Raw genomic sequence first — 16,256 nt, forward strand, 5'->3', positions numbered from 1 at the left:
GTGCTGGACCGCCAGTTTGGCGATCTCCTCCGGCGTCTGGAACATCGGACCGACGGTGACGTCGAAGCCGAGATCGGCAAAGGCGGTGGCGATAACCTTCTGGCCGCGGTCGTGGCCGTCTTGGCCCATCTTGGCCACCAGGATGCGCGGCTTGCTGCCGGACTTCTTCTCGAACGTCGCGATCTTGTCCCGCAGTCTGTCGACCGCCGGATTGTCGCCGAGCGCATCGCGGTAGACGCCGGAGATCGTCTGCACCGAGGCGACATGACGCCCAAAAACCTTCTCCAGCGCCAGCGATATCTCGCCGACGGTCGCGTTGGCGCGCGCCGCGCGGATGGCGAACTCCAAGAGGTTCTCGCCGCTCTCCGCCGCGCGGGTCAGTGCTTCGAGCGCACTGTCGACCGCGCCGACATCGCGCGTGCCTTTCAGCCGCTGCAGCTTCGCCAGCTGCCTGGCCTTGACCTCGGCATTGTCGATCTTCAGCACGTCGACCTCGATGTCGGTTTGAGGCCGATGCGCGTTGACGCCGACCAGCGTCTGCTCGCCGGAATCGATGCGCGCCTGGGTGCGGGCGGCGGCTTCCTCGATGCGCAGCTTGGGAATGCCTTTCTCGATCGCCGCGGCCATGCCGCCAAGGCTCTCGACCTCCTCGATGTGGGCGAGGGCGCGCGCCGCCAGGTCATGCGTCAGCCGCTCGACGAAGGCCGAGCCGCCCCACGGGTCGACGACGCGCGTGGTGCCGGATTCCTTCTGCAGGATGAGCTGGGTGTTGCGGGCGACGCGGGCCGAATGGTCGGTCGGCAGCGCCATCGCCTCGTCGAAGGAATTGGTGTGCAGCGACTGCGTATGGCCTTGTGTCGCCGCCATCGCCTCGATCATGGTGCGGGTGATGTTGTTGTAAGGGTCCTGCGCCGTCAGCGACCATCCCGAGGTCTGGCAATGGGTGCGCAGCGACAGTGAGCGCTCGTCCTTCGGCGAAAAGTTCTTCTTCATCAGGCTCGACCAAAGCAGGCGCGCGGCCCTGAGCTTGGCGACCTCCATGAAGAAGTCCATGCCGACGGCCCAGAAGAAGGAAAGCCGCGGCGCAAAGCGGTCGATGTCGAGGCCGGCGGCGACACCGGCGCGGGCATATTCAATGCCGTCGGCGATGGTGTAGGCGAGCTCGAGGTCCGCCGTCGCACCGGCTTCCTGCATGTGGTAGCCCGAGATCGAGATCGAGTTGAACTTCGGCATGTTTCGCGAGGTGTAGGCGAAGATGTCCGACACGATCCGCATCGAGGGTTTTGGCGGATAAATGTAGGTGTTGCGGACCATGAACTCCTTCAGAATGTCGTTCTGAATGGTCCCGGCGAGATCCTTCTGCGCAACCCCCTGTTCCTCCGCTGCCACGATGTAGAGCGCCATGACCGGCAGCACCGCGCCGTTCATGGTCATCGACACCGTCATTTCGCCGAGCGGAATGCCGTCGAACAGCTGGCGCATGTCGAGGATGGAATCGATGGCGACTCCCGCCATGCCGACATCGCCTGCGACGCGCGGATGGTCGCTGTCATAGCCGCGATGGGTGGCGAGGTCGAAGGCGACCGACAGGCCCTTCTGCCCGGCGGCGAGGTTGCGCCGGTAGAAGGCGTTTGATTCTTCCGCCGTCGAGAACCCCGCATATTGCCGGATCGTCCAAGGCTGCTGGACATACATCGTCGGGTAGGGGCCGCGCACGAAGGGCTGCAGGCCCGGATAGGTGTCGAGATGCGACAGGCCCCTGAGATCGCCCTGCGTGTAGAGATGCTTCACGGCGATGCCCTCCGGCGTCATCCGCAGCCCCTTGATCTCGACCGGCGCGCGTCCTGGCGCGGACCAGCCGATCTGGCTGAAATCGGGGATCATGCGCCGGCTCCGATCGATTGGTCGATGCGCACCGGAAACAGCGGCTCGCAGGTCGCGACACCTTCCGTCAGCGCCGGTCTCCGCTCGGCCGGCAACGTCTCGACCGGGCGTTCGCTGCCGGCACGGAACAGCGTGGTGCCGATGATCGCGCGCGAGCCGGTCCGGTATTCGGCATTGCGCTTTGCCGCGGCGGTCTGGACGCGGTTCTGGACATAGCCTTGCTGCAGGCTCGTCAGCACACCGCCTTCGGCCTCGATGCGCTGGAATTCTTGCCAGGCGGCCGCGCAGAGATCATTGGTCAGCGCCTCGACGGCGCCCGATCCGCCAGCAGGGTCGGCGACATGGTCGACATGGCTTTCCTCGGCCATGATCAACTGCGCGTTGCGGGCGACGCGGCGGGCAAAGCCGGCCGGCAGCCCATGCGCTATTGTGTGCGGCAGGATGGAGATCGAATCGGCCCCGCCGGCGGCGGCCGCGAAACAGGCGATCGCCGTGCGCAATATGTTGGTTTCCGGATCCGCCGTCGTCATCATGCGATACGACGTCTCGGCATGGATGCTGGCCGTCGAGGCCGGGATCGAGCAGACTTCCTGGATGCGGGCCCACAGCCGGCGCAGCGCTCGCACCTTGGCCATCGACAGCAACTGGTCCTGGTCGACGCTGAGCGCGAAGCCGATATGGGGCGCTGCATAGACCAGCGGCTGGCGCGCCTTCTCGAACATCCTGAGATAGGAGACCGCGGAGGCGAGCATGGTGCCGAGCTCCTGCGCCTCGGTGGCGCCGGCATTGTGGAAGACGCGCCCGTCTGCCTCGAGCAGCACGCCGGGCACCCCCATGGAGAAGAAATGCGCCATCGATTGCGGCATAGATTCCTGCAGCGCCTCGATCGACATGCGCAGCCGGCCGGTGCCGGCGAAGATCGCCGCCGGATCGATGCCGAAGGAGAGGTTGAGCTTAGTCGGATCGGAGCGGCGCTTGCCGAGGAACGCTATCAGCCAGTCGGCCACCGCGCGGCTCCAGGGATGCGCATCGATGCGGACCTGGACGCGGTTGAGCGGCACGCCGTCGAGCACGGTCTCCAGCGCCTCGGCCGTCCGCGGCAGGCCATAGCCGAAAGCGTTCGGCGCCCCTTCGAAAACCAGCGACAGGCCGGTGGCGCCCTGCGCGACATCCTCCAGCGCCTGCGCCCTGGCGCGGGCGACATCCGGATCGTCGACGCGCTGGCTGACGATCCACGCCGCTGCGGGATTTGCCCTGACCAGCGGTTCCATGGTGACCGCACGCTCATAGAGCGGCTCGATGCGGATGCCGTCGTCGCTGTGCGAAACGAGCCTCTCCTCGAAGGAGCCTCCGGCAAGCGCCTTTTCGGCGAGCGCCAGCCAGCGCTGGCGGTCAGCGTTCTGAAGGTCGACTTCCCTGGTCAAGGCGCCGGCGCCCATCCGCTCTCCTCCCTTACAGCGCCGCGCATCTCCTGGACACGTCGCGGACGCCGTAGCACCTTTGATTCAGCGCATGATCCTTTCGCGGTCATGCGCCGTCTGCCGCATCAATCGAACCGTTAGTCTAAGGTTCCATGCCCGATATCACAATGCGCTGCCCATGCGGCCGGGTGAACCACCAATCGATTGCCAAACATGCCCAAAATCCACAACTTGCCACAAGCCCGTCAAGACCCAGCTTTGGGCTGGGTTCCAATTCCGATCGCGATTGGACGCCCAAATTGCGATAGGGGCCCAAATTGCGATAGGAGCCCAAATTGCGATAGGAGCCCAAATTGCGATAGGAGCATTGTCGCTGCCGCGTCGCGTCACTATACCTCAGGCGTGGCCTTTTGCTTTGACTTCATCAGGTTCGCGGAGACCGACATATGGCTGACGACAAGAGTATTTTCATCGGCGCCAGCCGCAAGCCCGACGACAGCTACCAGCGCCCCGAACAGCTTCTGCTGCAATATGGCAACCGCCACGGCCTGATCACCGGCGCCACCGGCACCGGCAAGACGGTCAGCCTGCAGATCCTCGCCGAAGGTTTTTCCAACGCCGGCGTGCCGGTTTTCTGTGCCGACATCAAGGGCGATCTTTCCGGCATCGCCATGATGGGCGAAGCCAAGGATTTCCTGGTCAAGCGCGCCGAGCAGGTGAAGCTTGAGCCGTACGACTTCCAGCAATTCCCGGTCATCTTCTGGGATCTGTTCGGCGAACAGGGCCATCCGATCCGCGCCACCATCTCGGAGATGGGTCCGCTGCTGCTCTCGCGCCTGATGAACCTCACCGAGGCGCAGGAGGGCATCATGAACATCGCCTTCCGCATTGCCGACGAGGAAGGCCTGCTGCTGCTCGACCTCAAGGATCTGCAGGCGCTGCTCGCCAACATCGCCGAGCGTGCCGACGAGCTCAGCGCCCGCTACGGCAATGTGACGAAGCCATCCGTCGGCGCCATCCAGCGCACCCTCCTGGTGCTGGAACAGCAGGGCGCGGCGAACTTCTTCGGAGAGCCGGCGCTGCGCATCGCCGACATCATGCGCACCACCCGCGACGGCCGTGGCGCGATCAGCGTGCTTGCCGCCGACAAGCTGATGATGAACCCGCGCCTCTACGCCACCTTCCTGCTCTGGCTGATGTCGGAATTGTTCGAGGAACTTCCCGAGGTCGGCGATCCTGAAAGGCCGAAGCTGGTCTTCTTCTTCGACGAGGCGCATCTCTTGTTCGAGGACGCGCCGAAGGTGCTGATCGATCGCGTCGAGCAGGTGGTGCGGCTGATCCGCTCCAAGGGCGTCGGCGTCTATTTCGTCACCCAGAACCCGCTGGATATTCCCGAAAAGGTCCTGGCCCAGCTCGGCAACCGCGTCCAGCATGCGCTGCGCGCCTATACGCCACGCGAGCAGCAGGCGGTGCGGACGGCCGCCGACACCTTCCGGCCGAATCCCGATTTCGACTGCGCCACGGCCATCACGCAGCTCGGCACCGGCGAGGCGCTGGTCTCGACCCTGGAGACCAAGGGCGTGCCGTCCATGGTTCAGCGCACGTTGATCCGGCCGCCATCGTCTCGGCTTGGCCCGATCACGCCGGACGAGCGCCGCCAGCTGATCGCCGAGAGCCCGGTTACGGGGCAATACGACCAGACCATCGACCGCGAATCGGCCTTCGAGATGCTGCAGAAGAAGGCCAGGGAGGCGCAGGAGGCCGAGCAGCAGGCGCAACAGGCCGATAGCGGCCGCTCGCGCTGGACCATCCCTGGGTTCGGTGACGATCCTGCCCCGCAGTCCGGCGGCCGCCGCGCGCCGGCGCCGCGTCCCTCCAACCGCCAGACGGTAGCCGAGGCGGCGATCAAGTCGGTGGTGCGCTCGGTCGGATCGTCCGTTGGGCGCGCGATCGTACGCGGGATTCTGGGCAGCCTGGCCAGGGGGCGGTAGGATGGTTCGGGTGGCGGCTATCAAGCTCGACACCAACGCTGTCTTTTGCCGCAACTGCTGGAACTGCTGTGACCGTGGCGGCGCGAAGGCAGCAGGGCGCTGCCTCAGATATTCTCCGGCGTGACGATCTCGAAGGGGATGGACCGCTGAAGGGTAGCGATAGGTGCCTGCGGTCCAATGACATCGATCATGGTCTGCACGAGAAGGGCGGAGGTCGCCTCGAGCGGATGACAGAGAGCTGCCGTGATCAATCCTTCCGACGTGATGGCGAGCAGGAAAAGCCGCGGCGAAAGAACCAGGCAAACCGGCTCAGATCCGGCATGACGGACTCACGACGGGATGAGAGGTGCGACCTCGCGGTCCGAAAGCCGGTCACTTGCCGCAAGGCCGGACACGACACCGGCGCGATCGGCCGCGTTGCGGTTCTGGCTCATCTTGCGCTTGCCTTCCAGCCTCGCGACCGGCATGCGCAGGCCGACGATCCCCCTGAGCTGCGACTGAATGAACTCCGGCGGAGCATCCGACACGGACCACGGTGTGGCGCGCCCGCCTTCATGCAGATTGGTCAGACGCGTCACCACCTCGAGCAGCCTGTCGGCGTCGTCGAAGAATTCGACCGGCCCATAGGAGTGGATGGCGACATAGTTCCAGGTCGGCACGACCTTGCCGGTTTCCTGTTTGGTTTGATACCACGCCGGCGTCACGTAGGCGTCCGGCCCCATGAAGATCGCCAGGCCATCACCCAGCACGGGTGCGCGCCACTGCGGATTTGCCTTCGCGACATGGCCGTAGATTGTGCCGTGCTCGCCCTCGCTCTCGTCGAGGAAAAGCGGCAATGGCGTCGCCAGCAGTCCTTCCGCGGTGGCGGTGACCAGGGTCCCCAACCGCGCCGCGCGGATCGTCGCTCTCAGGCTCTCCTTGTCGTCATCCCGGAAGGCAGGCGGTATGTACATGATGAACTCCTTGCGTCGCAGCTGAAGATGCCTGATGTCTGGCTTGCCTGGAATATCCAGTTTTGAGGTTTTTCGGTGGTCCAGTTGGAGCAGGATCGTGTCGCGCGCCGGATCATCGCGGCAATCAAGGAACAGATCCACAGCGGCGCCTACCAGCCCGGCGACCGCCTACCCTCGACGCGGGCCTTCGCCGCCGAATGGGGCGCGTCACGAACTACGGTGACGGCGGCCTATAATCAGCTGAACGCCGAAGGCTATCTGATCATCCGCCATGGGGCGCGTGCCGTCGTTGCTGCAGGGTTGGAGAGGGCGACGGGGGAGGCGCCCGTATCGACCGCCCCGCCTCGGAACCTTTCGGCATTCGCGCGCCGGCTGCTGGCTTTGCCTCCGCCACCGGAGCAGCAGCCGGGCAAGGTCGCGGATTTCCGCTATGGCGATCTGTCCGGGGCAGACTTTCCGGTGCTGGCCTGGCGACGGGCGTCCAACAAAGCCATCCTGCGACGCGGCGCGCGGCTGCGCTACGGCGATCCGCAAGGATCTTCGGCTCTCCGCGTCGCGCTTCAGGGCTATCTCTGGCGCGCTCGCGGCATCAACTGCGTGCCGGACCAGATCGTCATCGTGAACGGCTCGCAGCAGGGGCTCGACCTCTGCTCACGGCTGTTGCTCGACCCCGGCAACCCCTTCGTGATCGAAAACCCGGGATATCCGCTGGCTCGCCATGCCTTTGCCGCGGCAGGCGGCGTCGCGGTTCCCGTTGCCGTCGACGCGGACGGGTTGAGGACGGATGCGCTGCCGCCAGCCCGCCTCGCCTGCGTGACGCCGTCGCACCAGTTCCCGCTCGGAAGCGTGCTTTCGGCGACGCGGCGGCGTTCCCTCCTGGCATGGGCCACGGCGACAGGCGCCTACATCGTTGAAGATGACTATGACGGCGAGTACCGCCACGACATCGTTCCCATCCCACCCCTGCAGACCCTCGGCGCGGAGTCAGTCATCTATGTGGGGACGTTCTCCAAGACGCTCTCGCCCACTTTGAGGCTTGGCTATCTCGTCATCCCAACCGGCCTGTGCCGGGCGTTCAGCGAGGCGAAGCGCCTGACCGACCGGCATGCGCCCATGTTGGAGCAAGACGTGTTGGGTGACTTGCTGACGAGCGGCGCCTACGAGCGTCACGTCCGCAGCATCCGCAGAAAGAATGCTGAGCGCAGGCAGGTGCTGCTGCAGGCATTGGCCGACCGTCTGGGCCCGAGGGTCACCGTTGCGGGAGCCGACACGGGCCTTCATGTCGTGGCCTGGATGCACGGCATCGCCGCCGGGCGCGAGACCGCAATCATCGCGGCCGCGCGCGCTGCCGGGATCGGTCTCTACCCGGTATCGCCGCTCTACGACCCGAGCGGGCCTCGGCCGGAAACGGCTGGCTTCATCATGGGGTACGCCGGGCTTGACGCGGAAGCGGTGCGGCGCGGCGTTGCGGTGCTGGCGAGGATACTGGCCGAACACCGCTGACGAACCCAAAGCTCAGAAGATCTCGTTCGTGAGCCGCTTCACCGGACCGAGCAGGATCGAGCCGGTCGGTACGCCGGCATCGATCGGGATGGCCCTGCGATCCGGCATGTCGGCCACCGGCGCGCCGATATCGGCGGTCACGATGACCGGGGTTTTGCTGGGCACGCGATCATAGAGGTCGACAATATCCTGGTTGATCAGGCGCACGCAGCCCGACGACACGGACTTACCGATCGACCACCATTCCGGCGAGCCGTGCAGCCGGTAGAGCGTGTCCTGATCGCCCTGGAAGAGGTATAGCGCGCGGGCGCCGAGCGGGTTCTTCAGGCCGCCGGGCATGCCACCGTTCTTGGCGCTGTATTGGGTCAGTTCCGGCTGGCGGGCGACCATCTCATCCGGCGGCGTCCACTTCGGCCATTTCTGCTTCCACTGCACCACGGCATCGCCCGACCACTCGAAGCCGGCGCGGCCGAGGCCGACGCCGTAGCGGATCGCCTGGCCGCCCTCACGCACGAGGTAGAGGAAGTGGTTGGTCGTATCGACGACGATGGTGCCCGGCCGCTGGCCGGTCGGGTCGGGAACGATCTGGCGCAGGAATTGATGATCGATCTTGTTGACCGGAATGGCCGGCAGGTCGAATCCGTTGTCGGACGTCGCCCCATACATCGTCTCGTAGTCGCCGAGCGGCGGATCGACATAGGCGGGCGGTGGCGGTTGCGCAGGCTCTGGAGCCGGACCGGTGGTCGTGCAGGCGGAAGCCGCGACCGAGGCAGCGCCAAGGGCTGTGAAGTTGAGAAAGCCACGACGGCTGATGCGGAAGGAAGCGTCTGACATGGTTGCCTTTTCTAGGTCTTAATTCGCAAGAAAGCATGAATCCGCAGGCTGGCTGCCGGCGCTCCAATAACAGTCGGCGGCGATAGGCGGTTCCAAATCTGGCCTGAGGGTGGACAAACAAAGGCGAAGCTGTGACCGCATTGCCGCTGTTGCGCTGCAGCAACAGCGCCGTCATGCACCCCCAAGAAGGCCTTCGAGCGAAGGCAGGATCAGCCCTGGCGGAAAGTCCCGGTATTCATCGGGCTGGTTGGCACGGTTGATCCACACCGTGCGGAAACCGAACTTGGTGGCGCCGGCGACGTCCCAGCGGTTGGAGGACTGGAAAGACACCGCACCCGGATAGAGGCGCCAGCCGGTGGTCACCATGTCGTAGACCGACGGGTCGGCCTTGAAGCGTCGCACCGCATCGACCGAAAATACATCGTCCAGCACCTGGTCGAGCGCGGCAGACTTCACCGCCGCCTCCAGCATTTCGGGCGAACCGTTGGAGAGGATCGCGAGCCTCGCGCCCGATGCCTTGAGCGCCTTGAGCACTGCCGGCACCTCCGGATAGCAGTCGAGGTGCCAATAAGCCTCCAGCAGCTTGGCTCGCAAGCCCCTGTCGGCGGAGGGTACCTTGCGCAAGGCGAAATCGAGCGCCTGCTCGGTCAATTGCCAGAAATCGGCATAGGCGCCCATCAGCGTCCTGACCCAGGAATATTCGAGCTGTTTGGCGCGCCATATCTCGGAGAGCAACTGGCCGTCCGGCCCGATCTCGCCGGCATGGCGGCGCACGGCGGCATGCACGTCGAACAACGTGCCGTAGGCGTCGAAAACATAGGCCGCGTGATGCATGGCGACAGTAGTGAGGCGAGGGGAAGCGAAGCGCAAGCGTTGATTGCAGCCAGCACCGATCGATGTTGCGGATCGCGGCCAAACCAGGCCGACATCGGTTGGCGGAGGCCGGCTGGCCCCAACAAAACTCCGCGATGCCGGTTGACGGCGGCCACCAAAGCATTTTCCTATGCCCACTTCGCAAGAACACTTGGACGGACCCGAGCAATGACACTGGCGGCAGCGGCGCAATCCGCGACATGGACCTTCGTCGATGGCGACTGGTACGAGGGCAACGTCGCCATTCTCGGGCCCCGCAGCCACGCCATGTGGCTGGGCACCAGCGTCTTCGACGGCGCCCGCTGGTTCGAGGGCGTGGCGCCCGACCTCGAGCGTCATGCAGCGCGGGTGAACGCCTCGGCCATCGCGCTCGGCCTGAAACCTACCATGACCACCGAGAAGATCGTCGGGCTGACCTGGGACGGGCTGAAGAAGTTCGACGGCAAGACGGCGGTCTATATCAGGCCGATGTACTGGGCCGAGCATGGCGGCTATATGGGCGTGCCGGCCGATCCGGCCTCGACCCGCTTCTGCCTCTGCCTTTACGAATCGCCGATGATCTCGCCAGCAGGCTTTTCGGTCACCGTCTCACCTTTCCGGCGGCCGACCATCGAGACCATGCCGACCAACGCCAAGGCCGGCTGCCTTTACCCCAACAATGGCCGCGCCATCCTCGAAGCCAAGATGCGCGGCTTCGACAATGCACTGGTGCTCGACATGCTGGGCAATGTCGCCGAGACCGGAACCTCGAACATCTTCCTGGTCAAGGACGGCCATGTGCTCACGCCGGCGGCGAACGGCACCTTCCTGTCCGGCATCACTCGTTCGCGCACCATAAGCTTGCTCGGCGACTACGGCTTCAAGACCACCGAAAAGACGCTGTCGGTGCGCGATTTCCTTGAAGCGGACGAGATATTCTCGACCGGCAACCATTCCAAGGTCGTGCCGATCACCCGCATCGAAGAGCGCAATCTCCAGCCTGGCCCCGTCGCCAAAAAGGCGCGCGAGCTCTATTGGGACTGGGCGCATTCCACATCCGCCGCCTGATCCGCGGGCAGGCTTTCTCTTTTGACGCAGCCGCCTGCCGCAAAACCGTGTGACAGGTTTCCGGAACCTCTCTAGAAAGGGAACCGGCACTTCATTCCGGAGTTGTCCCAAATCATTCCAGACCTATCTTAGTCCGGTAGTGACACCGGATTTCCATGAGGGAGTACCATCCATGGCTTTTGAGCTGCCTGCTTTGCCCTACGACTACGAGGCGCTTCAGCCTTATATGTCCAAGGAGACGCTGGAGTATCATCACGACAAGCACCACAAGGCCTATGTCGACAACGGCAACAAGCTCGCCGCGGAAGCCGGCCTGGGAGACCTTTCGGTCGAGGAGGTCGTCAAGCAGTCCTTCGGCAAGAACGCCGGCCTCTTCAACAACGCCGCCCAGCACTACAACCACATCCATTTTTGGAAGTGGATGAAGAAGGGCGGTGGCGGCTCCAAGCTGCCGGGCGCGCTGCAGACGGCGGTCGACAGCGACCTCGGCGGCTATGACAAGTTCAAGGCGGATTTCATCGCCGCCGGCACCACCCAGTTCGGTTCCGGCTGGGCCTGGCTTTCGGTCAAGGATGGCAAGCTCGCGATCTCGAAGACCCCGAACGGCGAGAACCCGCTGGTGCATGGCGCCTCGCCGATCCTCGGCGTCGATGTCTGGGAGCACTCCTACTACATCGACTATCGCAACGCACGGCCGAAATATCTCGAAGCCTTCGTCGACAGTCTCATCAACTGGGACTATGTCCTCGAGCTTTACGAAAAGGCGAAAGGTTGATTGGTTGACGAAAAGCCCCGGCACGACCGGGGCTTTTCTTTTCTGCCTGCAGCGGAAAGTGAAAGTCGTTGCTGTGCGGACGGAATATTTCCGCCGCGCCGTCCGTTAATGTCCAGTCGCGCACTCTCTTCACCAAGGAGCCATTGAATGAGAAAGCTTGTTCTCGCCATCTCTATGCTCGCTGTAGCGGGTTCGGCCGCCTTCGCTGATCCGATCAAGGATCGCCAGGCCCTGATGAAGGAACGCGGCAAACTTGCCGGCCAATTGTCGAAGGTCGTCAAGGGCGAGGAAGCTTTCGACGCAGCCGCCGTGCTGGCGGCGTTGCAGGCGCTGCAGGCTAATGCCGAGAAGTGGGATACCGAGAAACTTTTCCCGGCCGGCAGCGATAAGGGCGACACCACGGCCGCGCCGAAGATCTGGGAAGACATGGCGGGCTTCAACGCGGCCGAGGACAAGTTGCTGACCGACGTCAAGGCCGCGGTCGCGGCTCCGCCAGCCGATGTCGATGCCTTGAAGGCGCAGCTCAACACGATCGGCGGCGACTGCGGCACCTGCCACCAGAGCTACAGGATCAAGAAGGGCTGATCGCGGTCAATGCCCTGGCTGAGGAAACTCGTCGGCGCCGCCCTCGTTCTGGGCGGCGTCGGCGCGGTTGCCGGATGGGTGTTGTCGGCGCCGGTCAGGCTCGATGCCGCGACCGTCGCGCAGCTCGGCCCCGGCGATGCCGCCAGGGGCAAGCGCATCTTCTATGCCGGCGGCTGTACCTCCTGCCATGCCAAGCCCGGTTCGCAGGGCGATGCCCGCCTAGCACTCACGGGCGGCCTCGAACTGAAGACGCCGTTCGGCACCTTCGTGCCGCCCAACATCTCGCAGGACGCCAAGGACGGCATCGGCGCCTGGAGCGAGCAAGACTTCGCCGATGCCATGCTGAAGGGCGTCTCGCCTTCCGGCGAGCATTTCTACCCGGCCTTTCCCTACGCCTCTTATGCGCGCATGAAGCCGTCCGACATCGCCGACCTCTACGCGTTCATGAAGACGCTGCCGGCGGTCGCCGGCAAGGCGCCCGATCACAAGCTCGGCTTTCCCTTCAGCATCCGCCGCGGCATCGGCCTGTGGAAGCGGCTTTATCTCAGCCCCGAGCCAGTGATTGCCCTTGCCGACGGCGCGGCGGACAAGGTCATGGCCGGCCGCTATCTGGTCGAGGGGCCGGGCCACTGTGGCGAATGCCACACGCCGCGCGACTTTGCCGGCGGCGTGAAGAAGGCCGAGTGGCTGGCCGGCGCCACGGCCGCCGAAGGCAAGGGCATCGTGCCCAACATCACAGCGGGTGAGGGCGGCATCGGCGAGTGGTCGGAAGCCGACATCGCCAACTATCTCGAAACCGGCTTCACACCGGACTTCGATTCCGTTGGCGGCGCGATGGTCGACGTGCAAAGGAACATGGCGCAATTGACAGCCGACGACCGCGCCGCGATCGCCGCCTATCTCAAGGCCGTGCCGCCACACGCCAACGGCTATCCGGCGCGTAAAAAACCCTCGGGATGATTCCCGCTATTAGTTGACTTGAATACTCATGTATTATAGGCGGCGCTTCGACCAGTTTTCCGGCAATTCGAAGCTCGCCCATGCCCTCTGTCGACCTTGTGTCCGAAATCGCCCGTGGTGGGCAGCGCACAGCACTTCTTTTTCCTGATGGGCGGACGCTCTCCTATGCGGAACTCGACAGCCTCACGCTGCGCTTCGCCACGCGGCTTGGACAAGGCGAAAAGCAGCTCGTGGCCATCTCGGCGGAAGCCTCGGAACATGTGGTCGTCGCCTATCTTGGAGCCCTGCGGGCGGGCCACGCGGTGGCCATGTTGCCGCCTTGCGACGACAAGCTGTGGGATGATTTTCTAGCGGTCTTCCAGCCGGACTTCACGTTCCGGCCGGCCGATGGCCGCTGGCGCCTCATCAAGGAGGTTCGGTCCGAAAGGGAGGCTCAGCCGGTCCACCCTGATCTCGCGCTGCTGCTTATGACCTCCGGCAGTTCGGGTGCGGCCAAGGCGGTGCGGCTTTCCCATGCCAATCTCGATGCCAATGCGCGCTCGATCGCAACCTATCTCGAACTCTCGTGCGCCGACCGGGCTGCGCTGGTCCTGCCGCTCCATTATTCCTACGGACTGTCAGTGCTTAATTCCCATCTGATTGCCGGCGGCAGCATCCTCTTTCCTGGCATCTCAGTCATGCATGGCGATTTCCCGAGGGTAATCGCTGACGGCGGCTGTACAAATCTTTCCGGCGTCCCGTATTCCTACGAACTACTGGAAAGGGCGCAGTTCCGTTCCGCCGAGGTGAAGACGCTGCGCATGATGACGGTGGCAGGCGGACAGCTCGCCCCCGACCTCATCCGCCTCTACCGGGACCACATGCGCGCCAGGGAGGGCGGCTTCTTCGTCATGATGGCCAGACGGAGGCGACGGCCCGCATCGCCTTCGTCCCGCCGGAATGCCTTTCCGATAGGGAGGAGCGTATCGGCATGGCCATTCCCGGCGGCAGCCTTAGCCTCATCGATGCCCAGGGAAACCCGATCAGGCAATCTGGCACCCCCGGAGACCTCATCTATCGCGGCCCAAACGTGATGATGGGGTATGCCGAGCAGCGCTGCGACCTGGCGCGCGGGGCCGAACTCGAGGCCCTGAATACCGGCGACGTGGCCGTGCGCGACGAGCAGGGTTACTTCCGTATTGTCGGACGCAAGAGCCGCTTCGCCAAGATTGCAGGCCTCAGGATCGGCTTCGATAGCATGGAGCAGGCACTGAAGCGGGCCGGCATCGCGGCCGCGGTGCTGGGTGACGATGGAGGGCTGCACGCCTACGTGACCGATGCGGGTACGATCGCAAGGGCGCAGTGCATCCTCGCCGAGACCAGCCGTCTTCCGGCCAACCTGGTTTCCGTTACCGCGGTGGACAACTTCCCCAGGCTTACTTCGGGCAAGACCGACTATGCATGCCTTGAACAGGACAGGCTGAAAAGGCGGACGGAGATCCGCTGCGGGACGGGCGGTCTGCTCGGGGCCTACAGCCGGGTATTCTATCCACTCGCCGTTGGCCGCAACGACAGTTTCGTCTCGCTCGGCGGGGATTCCCTTCGCTACCTGCAGTTGGCTATGGAACTTGAACGCCTTGGCATGGACCTGCCGCATGGTTGGGAACACCTGAGGGTCGCCGAGTTTGCCAACCGCCATGGGGCGATGCCGACTTTCAAGTGCAAGGAGACCAGCGGATTGCCGATCGACCTTGTGCTGAGGGTGATGGCGATCCTGCTGGTGGTGATCCATCACGAGACGCTGTGGCCAATTCCCGGCGGCTCCGGCGTGATGATGCTGCTCGTCGGTTTCGGCCTGGCGCGGTTCCAGGCGACCCACCTCCTTGCCGGCCGGATCCGACAGGCGTTGAGGCCTGCGATCGGCGTCCTGATCCCTTATTTCCTCATTGTTTCCGCCTACGCGTTTGCCTGGCGAGCGATTCCCCTGGCCTCGGTGACGCTTACCGGCAATCTTGGTTATGCCGAGCCGGAGCGCCACGAGATGATCCCTTATCTTTACTGGTTCATCGAGGCCTATGCGCAGACGCTCCTCATCTTCTCCCTCATCTTCACTGTGCCGGCTGCGCGCAAGCTCGCACGGTTGCGACCCTTCGCCTTCTCGCTTGGCCTGTTGGGGGTTGCCGTCGCCGCTCGCTTTTCCATCCCGCCATTGGTCGACATCGGCAACCGCCAGATCTTTGCGATCTACTGGGTGTTCCACCTCGCCGTCTTCGGTTGGTGTGCCGGTTTTGCCGACAATCCGGCAAGAAGGCTCATCTTGATGGCGTTCGCCGCCCCGGTGCTGGGCTATCTAGCCTTCTGGGAGGCAGTTTGGATCGGGACAGCCGTCAAGTATTTGATGATCTTCGCCGCGCTTCTGGCTCTCCTTTACGTGCCGCGTATCCGCTTGCCGGCACGGGCCGGCCGCGTGATGACGCAGGTCGCTGCCTCCGCCTTTCCCATATATCTGTTTCACCGCTTCGTCCCGGAGCTATTGATGGCGCCGGCGTCACCTGCGTTACCGGCTCCGATCTTTCACCTGCTGGCGATCGCGGGCGGTATTGGCATCGGCATATTCGCCGGCAAGGCCATGACAGGCCTTCGTAACCAGCTTGGCAGATTTGCGATGAGACGCCAGCCAGAATTGCGCCCGGTCTAATGCGCCGCGTCTGAAAGGCACCCTACAACGCGCTTCGGCTGTGTTCTTGAGCGTGTCGTTACCGCAGAACCGCCGCGCGCTTTGGCTGCCATGCGTTAGCTTACGGGGTGGCGGTCGCCGAGGAAGTCGAAGCCGCTTTCGAAGAAGTGATTGTAGTCGCAGGTCAGTTCCTCGCCCGGCGCGATATCGCGCAAGGCATACGTCTCCTCCGGCGAGGAGACGTCGCAATTCGGGTCGTCGTCATGGTTCATGTAGCGGGCGTCATCGGCCTCGAAGACGATGTAGGCCGGATCGCGGCGGTCGGGATAGGAATAGCGGTCGAGATAGGATTTCACCGGGCCGGTCTCGTTCTCATAGGTGTCGACCTCGATCACCCGGTCGAATCTGGGGTCGAGCTTCCAGATCAGCGTGCCTTGGGGGATGTGGTTCTTGGCGAAGACGCCGATGCCCTGGATGGGCGATTTGTCGAGATAGACGTCGACGAGCAGCATGGCGGACCCTTGCAAGACGGTGACTGGCAGGCGCGGCTCGAAAAAAGCCGGGCATTGGGTAGCGCGCGACAGCGGCAATTGCGAGCACAAAATCGCCGCGCATGAGCGCGAAATGAAGCCTCTGAAAACGTCATGCGCAAATCAAAAATTTATGACCGGACGCATCAGTTTGGGAGCGATGCCGGCAGGTCCCGCAATCGGCCGCTGGACGGCCGTTTTGAGCTGCTCTGAACAGCAGGTGCGCACCGCTCAGCGCTGTTGC

General features: G+C 64.1%; 14 protein-coding genes and 1 pseudogene. 9 read left to right on the top strand and 6 right to left on the bottom strand.

The features are described from left to right. Together scpA and EN745_RS14165 are read right to left on the bottom strand one after the other, a co-directional pair. Nucleotides 1–1,884, bottom strand: a 1,884-nt coding sequence (gene scpA, locus EN745_RS14160; RefSeq protein WP_127421549.1) for a methylmalonyl-CoA mutase, incomplete at its 3' end; no start/stop codon positions are given. Then, nucleotides 1,881–3,323 carry a methylmalonyl-CoA mutase subunit beta gene (locus EN745_RS14165; protein ID WP_126055795.1) on the bottom strand — a complete coding sequence of 481 codons (1,443 nt, stop codon included), beginning with the start codon at nt 3,321–3,323 and terminating at the stop codon, nt 1,881–1,883. The genes EN745_RS14165 and scpA, both read right to left, overlap by 4 nt. A gap of 428 nt (nt 3,324–3,751) precedes the next feature. On the opposite strand from EN745_RS14165, the gene EN745_RS14170 reads away from it, so the two are divergent. After that, nucleotides 3,752–5,296: a helicase HerA-like C-terminal domain-containing protein gene (locus EN745_RS14170; protein ID WP_127399918.1), complete on the top strand. Its 1,545-nt coding sequence runs from the start codon at nt 3,752–3,754 to the stop codon at nt 5,294–5,296. A 329-nt stretch (nt 5,297–5,625) separates the two neighbouring features. Here the strand turns inward: EN745_RS14170 and EN745_RS14180 are convergent, their stop codons facing one another. Further along, nucleotides 5,626–6,249: an FMN-binding negative transcriptional regulator gene (locus EN745_RS14180; protein WP_127406367.1), complete on the bottom strand. Its 624-nt coding sequence runs from the start codon at nt 6,247–6,249 to the stop codon at nt 5,626–5,628. 84 nt (nt 6,250–6,333) lie between these two features. Here EN745_RS14180 and EN745_RS14185 point away from each other — a divergent pair, with 84 nt between their 5' ends. Next, nucleotides 6,334–7,752 carry a PLP-dependent aminotransferase family protein gene (locus EN745_RS14185; protein ID WP_210213754.1) on the top strand — a complete coding sequence of 473 codons (1,419 nt, stop codon included), beginning with the start codon at nt 6,334–6,336 and terminating at the stop codon, nt 7,750–7,752. A gap of 12 nt (nt 7,753–7,764) precedes the next feature. On the opposite strand, the gene EN745_RS14190 is transcribed toward EN745_RS14185, so the two are convergent. Both EN745_RS14190 and EN745_RS14195 read right to left on the bottom strand, forming a co-directional pair. Then, nucleotides 7,765–8,586, bottom strand: a complete 822-nt coding sequence (locus EN745_RS14190) for a L,D-transpeptidase (RefSeq protein WP_126055792.1) — start codon at nt 8,584–8,586, stop codon at nt 7,765–7,767. A gap of 171 nt (nt 8,587–8,757) precedes the next feature. Beyond that, a complete protein-coding gene (locus EN745_RS14195) occupies nt 8,758–9,420 on the bottom strand; it encodes a haloacid dehalogenase type II (RefSeq protein ID WP_126059170.1) in 663 nt (220 codons plus the stop codon). Nucleotides 9,421–9,627: 207 nt separating this feature from the next. Here EN745_RS14195 and EN745_RS14200 point away from each other — a divergent pair, with 207 nt between their 5' ends. The 6 genes and pseudogenes from EN745_RS14200 to EN745_RS14220 all read left to right on the top strand — a co-directional run bounded on the left by EN745_RS14200 (nt 9,628) and on the right by EN745_RS14220 (nt 15,503). Then, complete coding sequence (locus tag EN745_RS14200; protein WP_127421551.1) at nt 9,628–10,506, top strand: branched-chain amino acid aminotransferase; 879 nt, start codon at nt 9,628–9,630, stop codon at nt 10,504–10,506. Nucleotides 10,507–10,678: 172 nt separating this feature from the next. Then, nucleotides 10,679–11,281, top strand: a complete 603-nt coding sequence (locus EN745_RS14205) for a superoxide dismutase (protein WP_126055790.1) — start codon at nt 10,679–10,681, stop codon at nt 11,279–11,281. 147 nt (nt 11,282–11,428) lie between these two features. After that, nucleotides 11,429–11,866, top strand: coding sequence for a cytochrome c (locus EN745_RS14210; protein ID WP_127421552.1), 438 nt, complete (start codon nt 11,429–11,431; stop codon nt 11,864–11,866). A 9-nt stretch (nt 11,867–11,875) separates the two neighbouring features. Then, on the top strand, nt 11,876–12,826 hold the full coding sequence (locus EN745_RS14215; RefSeq protein ID WP_127421553.1) for a cytochrome c: 951 nt from the start codon (nt 11,876–11,878) through the stop codon (nt 12,824–12,826). An 80-nt stretch (nt 12,827–12,906) separates the two neighbouring features. After that, nucleotides 12,907–13,632 (top strand): annotated as a pseudogene (locus EN745_RS37485) (AMP-binding protein); the annotation flags it as partial. A gap of 113 nt (nt 13,633–13,745) precedes the next feature. Continuing rightward, entirely contained in the window at nt 13,746–15,503 is a 1,758-nt protein-coding gene (locus tag EN745_RS14220; RefSeq protein WP_281034771.1) for an AMP-binding protein, read from the top strand. 95 nt (nt 15,504–15,598) lie between these two features. On the opposite strand, the gene EN745_RS14225 is transcribed toward EN745_RS14220, so the two are convergent. After that, the gene (locus EN745_RS14225; RefSeq protein WP_126055786.1) at nt 15,599–15,994 is read right to left on the bottom strand and encodes an SET domain-containing protein-lysine N-methyltransferase; all 396 of its coding nucleotides are present in this window, start codon (nt 15,992–15,994) and stop codon (nt 15,599–15,601) included. Nucleotides 15,995–16,013: 19 nt separating this feature from the next. Between EN745_RS14225 and EN745_RS36540 the strand changes: the two genes are divergently transcribed. After that, on the top strand, nt 16,014–16,256 hold a 243-nt coding region (locus EN745_RS36540; protein ID WP_210213755.1), incomplete at its 3' end, for a hypothetical protein.

Origin of the sequence: Mesorhizobium sp. M4A.F.Ca.ET.022.05.2.1 (assembly GCF_003998845.1) — a bacterium.
Taxonomy (GTDB): domain Bacteria; phylum Pseudomonadota; class Alphaproteobacteria; order Rhizobiales; family Rhizobiaceae; genus Mesorhizobium.

Bases quoted from the DNA above. Each gene is read 5' to 3' on its own strand.
- EN745_RS14165 (WP_126055795.1), bottom strand. From the start codon at position 3,323: ATGGGCGCCGGCGCCTTGACCAGGGAAGTCGACCTTCAGAACGCTGAC.
- EN745_RS14170 (WP_127399918.1), top strand. From the start codon at position 3,752: ATGGCTGACGACAAGAGTATTTTCATCGGCGCCAGCCGCAAGCCCGAC.
- EN745_RS14180 (WP_127406367.1), bottom strand. From the start codon at position 6,249: ATGTACATACCGCCTGCCTTCCGGGATGACGACAAGGAGAGCCTGAGA.
- EN745_RS14190 (WP_126055792.1), bottom strand. From the start codon at position 8,586: ATGTCAGACGCTTCCTTCCGCATCAGCCGTCGTGGCTTTCTCAACTTC.
- EN745_RS14195 (WP_126059170.1), bottom strand. From the start codon at position 9,420: ATGCATCACGCGGCCTATGTTTTCGACGCCTACGGCACGTTGTTCGAC.
- EN745_RS14200 (WP_127421551.1), top strand. From the start codon at position 9,628: ATGACACTGGCGGCAGCGGCGCAATCCGCGACATGGACCTTCGTCGAT.
- EN745_RS14205 (WP_126055790.1), top strand. From the start codon at position 10,679: ATGGCTTTTGAGCTGCCTGCTTTGCCCTACGACTACGAGGCGCTTCAG.
- EN745_RS14210 (WP_127421552.1), top strand. From the start codon at position 11,429: ATGAGAAAGCTTGTTCTCGCCATCTCTATGCTCGCTGTAGCGGGTTCG.
- EN745_RS14215 (WP_127421553.1), top strand. From the start codon at position 11,876: ATGCCCTGGCTGAGGAAACTCGTCGGCGCCGCCCTCGTTCTGGGCGGC.
- EN745_RS14225 (WP_126055786.1), bottom strand. From the start codon at position 15,994: ATGCTGCTCGTCGACGTCTATCTCGACAAATCGCCCATCCAGGGCATC.